The organism is Novosphingobium sp. HNCC26DJ243, assembly GCF_057180545.1.
The window spans coordinates 241,077-254,165 of sequence record NZ_JBXUGN010000002.1; the positions used below are offsets into that span (position 1 = coordinate 241,077).

The window sequence follows — 13,089 nt, forward strand, 5'->3', positions numbered from 1 at the left end:
TCACGCAAGCGCCGCGCGTAGGCCTGCGTTGTAGCCGTCGAGGCCTGAGAGCGGAATGCGCGAGCGCTGGAACGTACCCGTTCCGCGCCCCACTTCCTCGCCATCGGCGTCGAGCAGCCGCGCTTCGGCCACCAGAACGCGGCGTCGGCCTGAAACCCAGCGTCCCTCGGCCGTCAGCGGGCCTGCCTCGATCGGGCGGGTGAACAGCAGGTTGAACGAAGTGGTCAGCAGGAAGCGATCGGTCACCAGTGTGTTCGCCGCATAAAACGCGGCATCGTCGAGCATCTTGAAATAGATCGTGCCGTGCGCCGCGCCTGCCGCATGATAACATGTGGGCGTGACATTGAAGTGGATGCGCGAGTGGCCTTCGCCCAGAACCTCCAACCGCGATTCAAACAGGCTGTTGACCGGTGCGGAGGCGTAGAGTCCTTCCAGCGCCCGCCAGTGCAAAGCTGCGCTGTCTTCGCGCAGGCCAGCCGAATCAGGCGGCGTCACGGTCGATGACATTGACCAGCAGGCCGTAGAGGGCCTCGGCATCGGGCGCCGAGACCAGCCGCTCGTGCATGCGCTCGTCCCGCATGAGGCGCGAGATCGCGGCCAAGGCCTGGAGATGGGTTGCGCCGGCCTGCGATGGCGAAAGCAAACCGAACACGCAATCGACCGGCATGCCATCGGCTGAAGCAAATTCAACCGGATGCTCGAGCCGGAAGAACGCCGCGACCGGGCGTTCGAGATCGTCGATCCGGGCGTGGGGAATCGCAACGCCCCGTCCGAAACCGGTGCTGCCGAGCTTTTCGCGCTCTTCGATCCCTTCGACCACCGTGGCGGCGTCAAGCGCGTATACGTCCGCGAAGCAGTGCGCGAGATCGGCGAGGATCTGCTGCTTGCTGTCGGCGCGGACCATGCGCACGGCCTGTTGATCGAGTGTGAAGAGAACCGTCATAGCGGATGAAACATTGATCACAAAAGTGCAAAGGCACGGTGAATTGGGGCGCGCAATGCGCCTGAATGCGGGCGAACGCAAGTCCAAAGCGCGAAGTCATCGCGCGGTTCCTGCCAACGAAAAAGGGGGACGCAATCGCGCCCCCCTTCGTTGACCGATACGGCCCTTGCGAATGTTACTTGGGTTCGACCCAGCCGATCGACCCGTCGCCACGCCGGTAGACCATGTTGTGCGTGCCGGTCCCTGCGTTCTTGAACAGAAGCGCGTTGGTGTTGCGCAGATCAAGCATCATCACTGCGTCGGAGACCGATGCGGTAGGAACGTCGACCCGCGTTTCGGCAATGACCAGTGGCGCATCGGCCGGCTCTTCTTCGCCCTGCTCGTCGTGGACGAACACGGTATAGGCCGCGTCCTGGACGACAAGGTTGGACTCATCGGTCTTGCGCGCATGATCGGCGTTTTCGTGCCGGTCCTTGAGACGGCGTTTGTAACGTCGCAGCTGCTTTTCGATCTTGTCGGCCGACTGGTCGAGCGCGTTATGCGCCTCCTGCGCGATCGCGCTGCCCTTCAGGATCAGGCCGTTGGTCACATGGGTGACGATATCGCAGCGGAAACCGCCGTGCGGGGCTTTCCCCAATGTGACATGCGAGGAAAGCGCTCGGGAGAAATACTTGTCGACGATTGCGGAAAGGCGCTCTTCAGCGTGGGTTTGCAGAGCAGCGCCGGTATCGACCTGGTGTCCCGAAACGCGAATATCCATAAGTCACTTCTCCTGTGCATTCTCGCGAAACCGGGCCGGCAGCTCTCGGGCATTGCCCTTAGCGTGACCAGATCGGCTCGCTGAAACCCGCCATGAATTCGGCATGGCGGGCCAATTCCTCCACGCTCGCGGCATGCGGGCGTGGGGAACGGAATATGCGGGTCACCGTCGAGGTGATGGCCATGGTCTCCTCGATCACGGTGCCACGGGCAGAGCCCATCGCATCGGCTGCGAGTTCGAGACCGATCTGCCTTCCGCCCTGCAGCTCGACATAAAGCTGCGCGAGCAGTTCCGCATCCAGTAGGGCCCCGTGCTTGGTGCGGTGGCTGCGGTCGATCCCGTAACGCGTGCACAAGGCATCGAGGCTGAGCTTGGCACCGGGGTGCTTGCGGCGCGCGATCGCCACCGTATCGACCATGCGATCACGGCTGACGGGTTCGAAACCGCACATTTCAAGCTCGGTGTTGATGAAACCGAAATCGAACCCGGCGTTGTGCGCAACCATTGGCGCATCACCGATGAATTCGAGAAATTCCGCCGCTTTTTCGGCAAATCGGGGCTTGTCGGAAAGGAACGCGATCGAGAGGCCGTGAACAGCCTCGGCCTCGGCAGGCATGTCTCGCTCAGGATTGAAATAGGCGTGGTAGACCGCGCCTGTGGGCACCCGGTTGACCATCTCGACGCAACCGATTTCCACCAGTCGATCCCCCGATCTGGGGTCGAGGCCGGTCGTTTCTGTATCGAAAACGATCTCACGCATTGGAACTTATGTGGACCCCTGCGCCGGGGCTGGCAAGGGGAGTCGGGATCAGTCCCGCCGGTTTTTTTCGCGGATTGCCGCGACGATCGCCGCCACCTGGCGCTCGGTCTGCGCAAGCGGCACGCCGGTGTCGATGACATGCGTCGCGCGCGCGCGCTTTTCGGCGTCGGGCACCTGCAACGAGAGGATGTGCGCGAACTTCTCAGGGGTCATGCCGGGCCTTGCCAGCACGCGCTCACGCTGGGTCGCGGCAGGGGCCGAGACGACGAGGACGGCATCGAGATCGGCTCCGTGTCCCTTTTCAAACAGCAGGGGAATGTCGAACACGACCAGCGATTCGCCCATGTGCTCGATCATGAACGCCTCGCGCATTCGCGCCACGGCGGGATGGACGATGGCTTCGAGGCGCGCGAGTGCTTCGGAATTTCCAAAGACCCTTGCACCCAGCTCTTGGCGCTTCACACCATCGGTCCCGGTCGTGCCTGGAAAGGCCGCTTCGATAGCAGGCAGCAACTCGCCGCCCGGCCCCTGCAAATGATGGACGGCGGCATCGGCATCGAACACGGGCACGCCAAGTTCGCGCAGCATCAGTGCCACGGCGGACTTGCCCATGCCGATCGAACCGGTCAGCCCCGCGATGAACGGGCGGCTCATGCTAGCAACCGTTCGCGCAACGCGTTGTCCGCCGCGCCGCGTGGCGGCATTGCGCCGAAGAACTTGCGGAAGGCGTGGTCGGCCTGCCCGATCAGCATCGAAAGGCCATCGACGGTGCGGAACCCGGCCTCGCTTGCGGCCTTGAGAAAATCCGTTTCGAGCGGACTGGTGACGATATCGTAGAACACCGATCCCGGCGGTGCATGGCTCATGTCGAAGCGCAGCGTCTCCTGCCCGCTCATGCCGAGCGACGAGGCGTTGACGATCAGGTCGAGGCAACCTTCGCGATCGTCGAACGGGAAATCGGTGACATCGGCAAAATGATCGAGCGAGACGACGTGATGTTCGCCTGACGGATCGATGTCATCGAGCAGGGCCCGTGCCTTTCCGATATCGCGGCCGGCCAGGACGATCACCATGTTCTGTCCTGCCAGCGCCGCGACGATCGCCCGCGCGGCACCACCGGTGCCCAATACGCGCGCCATGCGGAAATAGTGTGTCTGGCGCAGCAGTGGCTGCAGCGGCTCGAGGAAACCCGGCGCGTCGGTATTGTAGCCGACCAGCATGCCTCCTTCGCGCACCACGGTGTTCACCGCGCCGATCCTTTCGGCAAGCGGATCGAGCCGGTCGATCAGGGGAATGACCGCCTGCTTGTGCGGCATGGTCACGTTGCACCCGCGCCAGTCGGGATCTGCGCGACGCGCGGCGAAGTAATCGGCCAATTCATCCGACCGGACATGCGCATGGCGGTAGTCGCCGGCAATCCCAAGCTTCTCGAGCCAGAAGCCATGGATGACCGGCGATTTCGATTGGGCGATCGGGTCTCCGATCACTTCGGCATAGGCGAGGCTCAAGCGTCCAGTTCCCCCTCGGCGCGCAGCGCACCGAGCAGCGCCAATAGCGGCATTCCCAGAACCGTGAAGTGGCTGCCTTCGACGGACTCGAACAATTGCACGCCCAGCGCCTCCATCCGGAACACGCCGACACAGCCCGAAACCGCAGGCCACTCCCTGTGGAGATAGCTCTGGATAAAACTGTCGGAAAGGCGGCGCACCTTGAGCCGCGCACACTCGACATGGCGCCAGACGCAGGCGTTGTCGCGCATCAGCACCGCGGCGGAATGCAGGCGCATCTCGTTGCCCGAGAAAAAGGCAAGGTGCTCTGCGGCATTTTCCCGGCTGACGGGCTTGTCAAATATCCGGCCGCATACCTCGACCAGCGAATCCCCGCCCAGGACAAGGCGCCCGGGTGCCGCAACCGACACCGCCAGCGCCTTCGCTTCTGCAAGGATCATGGCGATGTCAGCCGGTGGCACGCCGATCAGTTCGCGCTTGATCGCCCCTTCATCAACATCGGCAGCGCGTGCCTCGAACGGCACGCCCGCTGCCTCGAGCATCGCCTTGCGCGAGGCACTCTGGCTTGCCAGCACAAGCGTCATATCGGCTTCACTCCGTCTGTGCTGCCACCCGCTGCGGTGCGTTCATTGTAAAGATTGATCACGGCTGCCGCCGTCTCCTCGATCGACCGGCGCGACACGTCGATTACGGGCCAGCCGTTATCGGCAAACATACGCCGCGCATATTGCACTTCGCGCGTCACCTGCTCGTTATCCACATAGGCGGTTTCGGGGGCCTGGTTGAGCGAAAGCAAGCGGTTGCGGCGCACTGCTATCAGCCGTTCCGGACTTGTCGTCAGCCCGACGACCATGGGCCGCCGCAGCGAAAACAGCATCGGCGGTGGCGGGCTTTCGACCACGACGGGAATATTGGCGACCTTGTAGCCGCGATTGGCAAGATAGATCGAGGTAGGCGTCTTGGAACTGCGCGAAACGCCGGCAAGCACGATGTCCGCTTCTTCCCAGTTTTCCCAGTTCACGCCATCATCATGCGCGATCGTGAACTGGATCGCGTCGACCCGGGCGAAATAGGCCTCGTCCATCATGTGCTGGCGGCCGGGGCGACCCTTTGCCTGGATTCCAAGCTGCTGTTGCAGGGCGTCGGTCACCGTATCGAGCGCCGCCACGCGTGGCAGGCCCAGGGCGACGCAGCGCTGTTCGAGCCGTGCCCGCGTCTCGGCATTGACCAGTGTATAAAGCACAAGGCCCGGATTTGCGGCGATCTCGCCCATGATACGGTCGAGATGCTGCATCGAGCGCACCATCGGCCAGAAGTGGCGCACGACGTCGGCCCCGTCGAACTGGGCAAGGGCTGCCTTGGCGATCATTTCCAGCGTCTCGCCGGTGGAATCCGACAGGAGGTGCAGGTGCAAACGCTGCATTCACGCGCCTTTTTACCGAGGCCGGGACAGGCCTGTGGACACAGGTCCGATAAACCACGGGAGAGAACCGGGGACAAGTTGAACCCGCGATTCCATGCTTCTTTCCAGCCATCCCCACCCCCGGTTGTGGACAGGTGGACAGGCTTTTCCCCAGCCTGTGGAGAGCGTTGAGAACTTGTTCTTGACGCACGTTCGGGCAGAGTCGGACCGCGCAAAAACAGTGGAAGCTGACTCACAAATCAGGCAGAGCGCCGCAATCCCCGCTTTCCACAGGGCCAACTATTACCATCAACCTGATTCTAAGAATCTAGTTTAAGTAGAATGGATCGAAACCCGCGATGCCCGGCCCGCTTCTCGAGACTCTCAAGGGTGCCAATCTTGCCCGTCGTCCGATCTGGCTGATGCGCCAGGCCGGGCGCTATCTGCCCGAATATCGCGCACTGCGGGCAGAGCGCGGCGGCTTCCTCGCACTGGTCTACGATACCGACGCCGCGGCCGAGGTAACCGTGCAGCCGATCCGACGTTTCGGCTTTGACGGCGCGATCCTGTTTTCCGACATCCTGATCGTGCCTTACGCGATGGGGCAGGACCTGCAGTTCCTTGCAGGCGAAGGTCCGCACCTTTCGCCCCGCCTGCTCGATGCCACGCTGAAGAGCCTCACGGCCGTGCCTGAGCGTCTTGCCCCGATCTACGAGACGGTGGCCAAGGTGAAGGCCCAGTTGTCGCCTGAGACGACCTTGCTGGGCTTTGCAGGGAGTCCGTGGACGGTCGCGACCTACATGGTCGCAGGCGAAGGCAGCCGCGATCATCACGACACCCGCGCCATGGCCTATCGCGATCCGGGCGCATTCCAGGCGATCATCGACGCGATCACCGATGTCACGATCGAATATCTCTCGGGCCAGGTCGAGGCGGGCGCCGAAGGCCTGCAGCTGTTCGATTCATGGTCGGGCAGCCTTGCACCGGCGCAATTCGAGCGCTGGGTCATCGCGCCCAATGCCAGGATCGCTGCTGAAATGCAGCGCCGCTATCCGCACGTTCCGGTGATCGGCTTCCCCAAGGGTGCTGGCGAAAAGCTTGCCGCCTATGCCCGCGAAACCGGCGTCAATGCGGTTGGCGTGGACGAGACCATCGATCCGCTTTGGGCCGCACGTGAATTGCCTGCGGGCATGCCGGTACAGGGCAATCTTGATCCGCTGTTGCTGCTTTCGGGCGGGCCGGAGCTGGAAACCCAGACCATCCGCGTGCTCGAGGCCTTTGCCGACCGGCCGCATGTTTTCAACCTCGGCCACGGTATCGGCCAGCACACCCCGATCGAACATGTCGAGGCGTTGTTGAATATCGTCCGGGGCTGGTCGCGCTAAGTCCGCCCCTTTCGCGCCTCTTGCAAAGTCCTGGCGCTGCGCCGAAATAGCGCCGGGGCGACGAAGCAGGCGACGCGGAACCGCAACACATGCAGCAGGTATTGGCGATGATCTATCTCTGGCTAAAGGCCGGCCATCTCATCTTCGTGATCTTCTGGATGGCGGGCCTGTTCATGCTGCCGCGGTTCTTCGTCTATCATCAGGAAGCGCCGGAAGGATCGCCGGAAAACGCGGTCTGGATCGATCGCGAGGCCAAGCTGATGAAAATCATCATGTGGCCTTCGCTGGTTGTCGTCTGGGTGCTTGGCCTGGCGCTGGCGATGAATATCGGCGCGTTTGCGCAAGGGTGGTTCCACGCAAAGCTGGCGCTCGTCCTCGCGCTCACCGCCTACCACTTCTGGCTGGCGAACTACGCGCAGCTGCTCGCAGCAGGCCAGCGCAAGCTGACCGGTCGGAAACTGCGGTTGCTCAACGAGATCCCCGGCATTGCCGCCGCGCTGATCGTGATCCTGGTGATCGTGAAGCCGTTCTAGCCGCGCAAGGTGCGCAAGGTACCGCGCATCGCATTGCGGACCAGCGTTGCCGGTTGGCGCAAGTGCATCCACTGTGATCCCCAGGCGTTTTCCCGGGGTGCGGCGGTTACGCTGCGGGGAAACGACGGGCGATGGCGTGGCAGTCTGATCATGGGATAAGCCTCTCGCTGATGGCCGGATAGGGTCCGGCTCTACGGGCCGGAACGCACTGGCGCGGCGTTGGTTTCCGCAATTGACTATCGGGCTGCACGGGCATATCCCCGCGACCGACCGGAAACAGATGTGCTGCCCCGATGCAGCCGCCCTCTCGCTTTCTCCAAGCCCCTTAAGAGGCTTCCGGCCATTTCCAGCTTTTGCTTTGGATACCAGTATTATGCATTTGAAAGACCTCAAGAAGAAAACTCCCGCCGAGCTGGTCCAGATGGCCGAAGAGCTCGAGGTCGAAGGCGCCAGCACGCTGCGCCGCCAGGACCTGATGTTCGCGATCCTCAAGGAAATGGCCGAAGACGGCGAGGAAATCCTCGGCATCGGCACGATCGAGGTCCTGCCCGACGGGTTCGGCTTCCTGCGCAGCCCCGAAGCCAATTACCTTGCCGGCCCCGACGACATCTACGTCTCGCCCAACCAGGTCCGCAAGTGGGGCCTGCGCACCGGCGATACCGTCGAAGGCGAAGTCCGCGCACCCAAGGATGGCGAGCGCTACTTCTCGATCACGCGCCTGATCAAGGTCAACTTCGACGAGCCCGATGCCGTCCGTCACCGCGTCAACTTCGACAACCTGACCCCGCTTTACCCGAACGAGCGCCTGCGTCTCGATACCCTCGACCCCACGGTCAAGGACAAGTCAGCCCGCGTGATCGATCTGGTCAGCCCGCAGGGCAAGGGCCAGCGCGCGCTGATCGTCGCGCCGCCGCGCACCGGCAAGACCGTACTGCTGCAGAACATGGCCAAGGCCATCACCGACAATCATCCCGAGGTGTTCCTGATCGTCCTGCTGGTCGACGAACGCCCGGAAGAAGTCACCGACATGCAGCGCAGCGTGAAGGGCGAGGTCATCTCCTCGACGTTCGACGAGCCCGCCACGCGCCACGTGCAGGTTGCCGAAATGGTCATCGAAAAGGCCAAGCGCCTTGTCGAGCACAAGCGCGACGTGGTGATCCTGCTGGACTCGATCACGCGTCTTGGCCGTGCCTACAACACCGTGGTGCCAAGCTCGGGCAAGGTGCTGACAGGTGGTGTCGACGCCAATGCCCTGCAGCGTCCAAAGCGCTTCTTCGGTGCGGCACGCAACATCGAGGAAGGCGGTTCGCTCTCGATCATCGCCACGGCCCTGATCGATACCGGCAGCCGCATGGACGAAGTCATCTTCGAAGAGTTCAAGGGCACCGGCAACTCCGAAATCGTCCTTGATCGCAAGGTTGCCGACAAACGCATCTTCCCTGCGCTGGACGTGGGCAAGAGCGGCACCCGCAAGGAAGAACTGCTGGTTGCGAAGGAACAGCTTTCGAAGATGTGGGTCCTGCGCCGCATTCTCATGCAGATGGGGACGATCGATGCGATGGAGTTCCTTCTCGACAAGATGAAGGATTCCAAGACCAACGAAGATTTCTTCGCCACGATGAATCAGTAGGTCCGGCAATCAGCAAGCCCGGCAAAAAGGGCATGAAGATCGAGGGCGGGGATAATTTCCCCGCCCTTGCTTGTTTCAGGCCACCTTGGCCGCCACATTGCCTGTCATGGCCAACCGCACGCCCGCGCGCCCTCGCCAGACCGCCCATACCGGGGTGGTCAAGGCGGTGCTTGGCCCCACCAACACCGGCAAGACCCATCTCGCCATCGAACGGCTCTGCGCGCATTCATCGGGCGCTATCGGCTTCCCGCTGCGGCTTCTGGCGCGCGAGGTCTATGACCGCGTCTGTGCGATCAAGGGACCGGACAAGGTTGCGCTGATCACCGGCGAGGAGCGGATCGAGCCCCGCGACGCGCGCTGGCACCTGTGCACTGTGGAGGCCATGCCTTCCCGCCCCGATCTGGCCTTTGTCGCGCTCGACGAAGCCCAGCTTTCGGCCGATCCCGAACGCGGCCACATCTTCACCGATCGCCTGCTGCACACGCGCGGCCGGGAAGAGACGATGTTGTTGGGCTCGGCCACGCTGCAGCCGATGATCAAGGCGCTGGTGCCCGAGGCGGAAATCGTTTCGCGCCCGCGCTTTTCGACACTGACTCACGTGGGCGCCAAGAAGCTTTCGCGCATTCCGCCACGCAGTGCGATCGTCGCGTTCAGTGCCGAGCAGGTATATGTCATGGCCGAAATGCTGCGCCGGTTTCGCGGCGGTGCGGCCGTGGTCATGGGCGCGCTGTCGCCGCAGACGCGCAATGCCCAAGTCGCGATGTACCAGTCGGGCGAGGTTGATTACCTGGTAGCGACCGACGCCATCGGCATGGGCCTCAATCTCGATGTTCATCATGTCGCCTTTGCCGGGCTCTCCAAGTTCGACGGCCATCGCCAGCGCCGGCTGACCACAGCGGAAATGGCGCAGATTGCCGGGCGTGCAGGCCGCCATCAGCGCGATGGTACGTTCGGCACGCTCTCGGGCCAAGGATCGATCGGGGGCGGGCACGATCCGGAATTCACGCCGGAAGAAGTATACGCGATCGAAGAACACCGCTTTCCGCCGCTTACGCGCCTGTTCTGGCGCGAGGCCGAGCCCCGCTTCGACAGCCTGAGGACGCTGATCGAGGATCTCGAGAGCCTGCCGCCGCGTGCTGAACTGGCAACGCCGCCGCAGTCGATCGATCTCGCCGTGCTCAAGCGCCTTGCCGAAGACCCGGAGACCCCGGACGTTCGAGGCACTCGCATGGTCCAGCGCTTCTGGGACGTTTGCCGCCTGCCCGATTTCCGGCAGCAGGGCGAGGAGACGCATAGTCGCTTCGTGGCACGCCTTTGGCAGGACTTGCGTCACGGCTATCTCGGTGCCGACTATGTCGCGCAGGCGATTGCCCAGCTCGATGTGCCCTCGGGCGATATCGACACCTTGCAGGGCCGCATCGCCGCTATCCGGTCATGGTCCTACATTGCCCAGCGACCCGACTGGGTTCTGGCCAAGGACGAGATGTCGGCTCGCGCGCGCGCTGTCGAAGCGCGGCTGTCCGATGCGCTGCACGCGCGGCTGACCGAACGCTTCGTCAATCGCCGCACGACCGTGCTGATGCGCAAGGCAGGTGCCGACGTGGGCCTGCTGCCCGTTCGCCTGAGCGATTCGGGCGCGGTGCTCGTCGATGACGAGCCCATCGGCCATCTCGAAGGCTTCCGTTTCATCGTCGATCCCCTGGCGCGCGCGGCCGACCGAAAGCTGCTTCTGGCCGCAGCAGAGCGCCACCTGCCCGCCCTGCTCGACACGCGTGCCGCAGGGCTCGTGAGCAGTCTCGAGGCAGGCACCGACATCGCATTGCAGGACGATGTGGTGACCTGGCAAGGAATCACGGTTGCCCGGCTTGAACGGGGACGAAGCCTGCTTGAGCCCCGTGTCCGAACGGATGCCGCGCTCGACCGGCTTACTCCCCAGCTCAAGACTCGCGTCGGCGAAGAGCTGCAGGACTGGATCGCTGCACGGATCGCACGTCTTCTTGGTCCTCTCGCCAAGCTGGCGGATGCGAGCCGCGCCAGGGAATCCGGCGCAAACCTGCGGGCCTTGCTGCTGCAACTGGTGGAGGCAGGCGGCGTGCTTGCGCGCGAAGGCGCCGGCCTCGACCGGCTCGATCCACCCCAGCGTGAGCGACTTAAGGCAATCGGCGTCAGAATCGGGGCGCTGGATCTTTTCGTGCCCGCCATGCTTCGTCCCGCGCCGCTGGAATTGTGGAGCGCGCTTGCAAGGATCTGGGGCGCCTGTCCTGCTGCTGCGCCCGTTTCGGCAAGCCCCGTGATCGACGGCAAGGTTGCGCCCGCGGGTTATCGCCGGTTCGGATTGGAGAATCTGCGCGTCGATCTGGCCGAAAAGCTTCTCCATGCTGCGCACGCAACACGGATCGCAGCGAGAGGCCGGCGCTTTTTCATCGATCCTGCGCTGGCGCGATCTATGGGACTTTCGACCGCAAGCTTTGCTGCGTTGCTGCGTGCAGCAGGTTTCCGAGTGCACATCGGGCGATCCCTGCCCGAAGGGGCGTGCGGACCGGCGGCGCCCCCGCTGTGGGAATGGCGCCCGGCACGCCCGGCGCCCGTTGTGGCGCCAGTTGTCAGTGCAGCGCCGAACAGTGCTTTTGCAGCCCTTGCAGAACTGGTCACGAGATAGAGGGAGAGCGCCAATTGCGGATCGACAAGGTGTTGTGGTTCCTGCGTTTTGCCGGGTCGCGAGGCCTCGCGCAGGACTGGGTGGCCGATGGCCATATCCGCATCAATGGTCGCCGTATCGAACGCGCCAGTGCCGACGTCAAATGTGGGGATGTGCTGGTCCTGCCCATGCGCACATCCGTCAAGGTGATCGAGGTTTTGACGCTTCCGGAGCGTCGCGGACCCTCGCTCGAAGCGCAAGGCTGTTATCGGGTGCTTGACGATCCGGGTGCAACGCCTCTAGCACGGCCTGAAAGAGATACCTGAGGGACGAAATCCGCCATGACCTATGTCGTCACTGACGCCTGCATCCGCTGCAAATTCATGGACTGCGTCGAGGTTTGCCCCGTCGACTGCTTCTATGAGGGCGAGAACATGCTGGTGATCAATCCCAGCGAGTGTATCGACTGCGGCGTGTGCGAACCCGAATGCCCGGCCGAGGCGATCCTGCCCGATACCGAATCCGGTCTCGAGCAGTGGCTTGAACTCAACGCCAAGTTCTCTGCCGAATGGCCGAACATCACCGCCAAGAAGGATGCTCCGGCCGATGCCGACGAGCACAAGGGCGAAGATGGCAAGTTCGACAAGTACTTCTCGCCCGAGCCCGGCGAAGGCGACTGATCGCAAGGGGCGTCCTGCGCCCCCGCAGTCGAGACCCAGTTGACGTTTGTTGCTACCGATCCGGTGGCAACAAACGATTTCCTGTGCGGTGCACACTCACGGGGCTGGTAATTTTATTGCCGAAGTGATATATGGGCCTCCAAGCGCTGGTGGGCTCGTGCCTGCCTGGCGTCTTTTCACCACGAAACGGCAGGACAAGAACAGCAAACGGATCGCAGGACATCGCAAGACCGCCTGACCGGCGGTTGCTTGCCGCTTTCTCCCCGAAAAAGCATCTTGCATCCATCGCTCGTCCTGCTTGGCGTCGAAAGGAATACCAATGGCAGTCAAGGCTCTCGCCTTCGATGTTGGGGACTACGTCGTTTATCCGAAGCATGGTGTCGGCCGGGTGGTCGAGCTTCAGGACGAAGAAATTGCCGGAATGAAGCTGCAACTCTACGTGCTGCGCTTCGAAAAGGAACGCATGACTCTCCGCGTTCCGGTCAACAAGGTTGAATCGATCGGCATGCGCAAGCTGTCTTCGGACAAGACGCTGCGTGAAGCGCTCGATACGCTCAAGGGCAAGCCCAAGGTCAAGCGCACCATGTGGTCGCGCCGCGCCCAGGAATACGAAGCGAAGATCAACTCGGGTGATCTCGTGTCGATCGCCGAAGTGACGCGCGACCTGTTCCGTGCCGATGACCAGCCCGAACAGTCCTACTCGGAACGCCAGATCTTCGAAGCCGCGTCCTCGCGTCTCGCTCGCGAACTCGCCGCCATGGAAAAGACGGACGAGCCTGCTGCGCTCAAGAAGATCCTCGCGATCCTCAACGAATACGCGCCCAAGTATTACGAGACGGCCTGACCGTTT

At 63.0% G+C, this 13,089-nt stretch carries 16 protein-coding genes; 7 read left to right on the plus strand and 9 right to left on the minus strand.

Features of this window, described 5'->3' with window-relative positions; translation table 11 throughout:
* The 8 genes from AC2A04_RS08655 to AC2A04_RS08690 all read right to left on the minus strand — a co-directional run bounded on the left by AC2A04_RS08655 (position 1) and on the right by AC2A04_RS08690 (position 5,394).
* Positions 1-507, minus strand: coding sequence for a PaaI family thioesterase (locus AC2A04_RS08655; RefSeq protein ID WP_484211921.1), 507 nt, complete (start codon positions 505-507; stop codon positions 1-3).
* Positions 482-943 carry a PTS sugar transporter subunit IIA gene (locus AC2A04_RS08660; protein WP_484211922.1) on the minus strand — a complete coding sequence of 154 codons (462 nt, stop codon included), beginning with the start codon at positions 941-943 and terminating at the stop codon, positions 482-484. The genes AC2A04_RS08655 and AC2A04_RS08660 overlap by 26 nt, the downstream gene beginning before the upstream one ends.
* Before the next feature lie 175 nt (positions 944-1,118).
* The gene (gene hpf, locus AC2A04_RS08665) at positions 1,119-1,703 is read right to left on the minus strand and encodes a ribosome hibernation-promoting factor, HPF/YfiA family (RefSeq protein WP_484211923.1); all 585 of its coding nucleotides are present in this window, start codon (positions 1,701-1,703) and stop codon (positions 1,119-1,121) included.
* A gap of 58 nt (positions 1,704-1,761) precedes the next feature.
* The gene (gene dnaQ / locus AC2A04_RS08670; RefSeq protein WP_484211924.1) at positions 1,762-2,463 is read right to left on the minus strand and encodes a DNA polymerase III subunit epsilon; all 702 of its coding nucleotides are present in this window, start codon (positions 2,461-2,463) and stop codon (positions 1,762-1,764) included.
* 48 nt (positions 2,464-2,511) lie between these two features.
* Complete coding sequence (gene coaE / locus AC2A04_RS08675) at positions 2,512-3,117, minus strand: dephospho-CoA kinase (RefSeq protein WP_484211925.1); 606 nt, start codon at positions 3,115-3,117, stop codon at positions 2,512-2,514.
* A complete protein-coding gene (gene aroE, locus AC2A04_RS08680; protein WP_484211926.1) occupies positions 3,114-3,971 on the minus strand; it encodes a shikimate dehydrogenase in 858 nt (285 codons plus the stop codon). The genes coaE and aroE overlap by 4 nt, the downstream gene beginning before the upstream one ends.
* On the minus strand, positions 3,968-4,555 hold the full coding sequence (locus AC2A04_RS08685) for a Maf family protein (protein WP_484211927.1): 588 nt from the start codon (positions 4,553-4,555) through the stop codon (positions 3,968-3,970). The genes aroE and AC2A04_RS08685 overlap by 4 nt, the downstream gene beginning before the upstream one ends.
* Entirely contained in the window at positions 4,552-5,394 is an 843-nt protein-coding gene (locus AC2A04_RS08690; RefSeq protein ID WP_484211928.1) for a pyruvate, water dikinase regulatory protein, read from the minus strand. Before AC2A04_RS08690 ends, AC2A04_RS08685 begins: the two co-directional genes overlap by 4 nt.
* A gap of 338 nt (positions 5,395-5,732) precedes the next feature.
* Between AC2A04_RS08690 and hemE the strand changes: the two genes are divergently transcribed.
* Positions 5,733-6,758, plus strand: a complete 1,026-nt coding sequence (gene hemE / locus AC2A04_RS08695; protein WP_484211929.1) for a uroporphyrinogen decarboxylase — start codon at positions 5,733-5,735, stop codon at positions 6,756-6,758.
* 89 nt (positions 6,759-6,847) lie between these two features.
* Complete coding sequence (locus tag AC2A04_RS08700) at positions 6,848-7,291, plus strand: CopD family protein (protein WP_484211930.1); 444 nt, start codon at positions 6,848-6,850, stop codon at positions 7,289-7,291.
* Here the strand turns inward: AC2A04_RS08700 and AC2A04_RS08705 are convergent.
* Entirely contained in the window at positions 7,288-7,443 is a 156-nt protein-coding gene (locus tag AC2A04_RS08705) for a hypothetical protein (protein WP_484211931.1), read from the minus strand. The two genes, AC2A04_RS08700 and AC2A04_RS08705, sit on opposite strands and share 4 nt — an antisense overlap.
* Positions 7,444-7,664: 221 nt before the next feature.
* Here AC2A04_RS08705 and rho point away from each other — a divergent pair, with 221 nt between their 5' ends.
* The 5 genes from rho (at position 7,665) to AC2A04_RS08730 (ending at position 13,083) form a co-directional block, all read left to right on the plus strand.
* Positions 7,665-8,921: a transcription termination factor Rho gene (rho, locus tag AC2A04_RS08710; protein ID WP_484211932.1), complete on the plus strand. Its 1,257-nt coding sequence runs from the start codon at positions 7,665-7,667 to the stop codon at positions 8,919-8,921.
* A gap of 106 nt (positions 8,922-9,027) precedes the next feature.
* Positions 9,028-11,580 (plus strand): helicase-related protein, encoded by a 2,553-nt coding sequence (locus AC2A04_RS08715; protein WP_484211933.1) that lies wholly within the window; start codon positions 9,028-9,030, stop codon positions 11,578-11,580.
* 14 nt (positions 11,581-11,594) lie between these two features.
* Positions 11,595-11,885 (plus strand): RNA-binding S4 domain-containing protein, encoded by a 291-nt coding sequence (locus tag AC2A04_RS08720; RefSeq protein ID WP_484211934.1) that lies wholly within the window; start codon positions 11,595-11,597, stop codon positions 11,883-11,885.
* A 15-nt stretch (positions 11,886-11,900) separates the two neighbouring features.
* Positions 11,901-12,239, plus strand: a complete 339-nt coding sequence (fdxA, locus tag AC2A04_RS08725; RefSeq protein WP_484211935.1) for a ferredoxin FdxA — start codon at positions 11,901-11,903, stop codon at positions 12,237-12,239.
* A 319-nt stretch (positions 12,240-12,558) separates the two neighbouring features.
* A complete protein-coding gene (locus tag AC2A04_RS08730; protein WP_183612142.1) occupies positions 12,559-13,083 on the plus strand; it encodes a CarD family transcriptional regulator in 525 nt (174 codons plus the stop codon).
* Positions 13,084-13,089: the final 6 nt, after the last annotated feature.

Coding starts and splice junctions, on each gene's coding strand:
- AC2A04_RS08655 (WP_484211921.1), bottom strand. CDS start 507: ATGTCATCGACCGTGACGCCGCCTGATTCGGCTGGCCTGCGCGAAGAC.
- AC2A04_RS08660 (WP_484211922.1), bottom strand. CDS start 943: ATGACGGTTCTCTTCACACTCGATCAACAGGCCGTGCGCATGGTCCGC.
- hpf (WP_484211923.1), bottom strand. CDS start 1,703: ATGGATATTCGCGTTTCGGGACACCAGGTCGATACCGGCGCTGCTCTG.
- dnaQ (WP_484211924.1), bottom strand. CDS start 2,463: ATGCGTGAGATCGTTTTCGATACAGAAACGACCGGCCTCGACCCCAGA.
- coaE (WP_484211925.1), bottom strand. CDS start 3,117: ATGAGCCGCCCGTTCATCGCGGGGCTGACCGGTTCGATCGGCATGGGC.
- AC2A04_RS08685 (WP_484211927.1), bottom strand. CDS start 4,555: ATGACGCTTGTGCTGGCAAGCCAGAGTGCCTCGCGCAAGGCGATGCTC.
- AC2A04_RS08690 (WP_484211928.1), bottom strand. CDS start 5,394: ATGCAGCGTTTGCACCTGCACCTCCTGTCGGATTCCACCGGCGAGACG.
- hemE (WP_484211929.1), top strand. CDS start 5,733: ATGCCCGGCCCGCTTCTCGAGACTCTCAAGGGTGCCAATCTTGCCCGT.
- AC2A04_RS08700 (WP_484211930.1), top strand. CDS start 6,848: ATGCAGCAGGTATTGGCGATGATCTATCTCTGGCTAAAGGCCGGCCAT.
- AC2A04_RS08705 (WP_484211931.1), bottom strand. CDS start 7,443: ATGATCAGACTGCCACGCCATCGCCCGTCGTTTCCCCGCAGCGTAACC.
- rho (WP_484211932.1), top strand. CDS start 7,665: ATGCATTTGAAAGACCTCAAGAAGAAAACTCCCGCCGAGCTGGTCCAG.
- AC2A04_RS08715 (WP_484211933.1), top strand. CDS start 9,028: ATGGCCAACCGCACGCCCGCGCGCCCTCGCCAGACCGCCCATACCGGG.
- fdxA (WP_484211935.1), top strand. CDS start 11,901: ATGACCTATGTCGTCACTGACGCCTGCATCCGCTGCAAATTCATGGAC.
- AC2A04_RS08730 (WP_183612142.1), top strand. CDS start 12,559: ATGGCAGTCAAGGCTCTCGCCTTCGATGTTGGGGACTACGTCGTTTAT.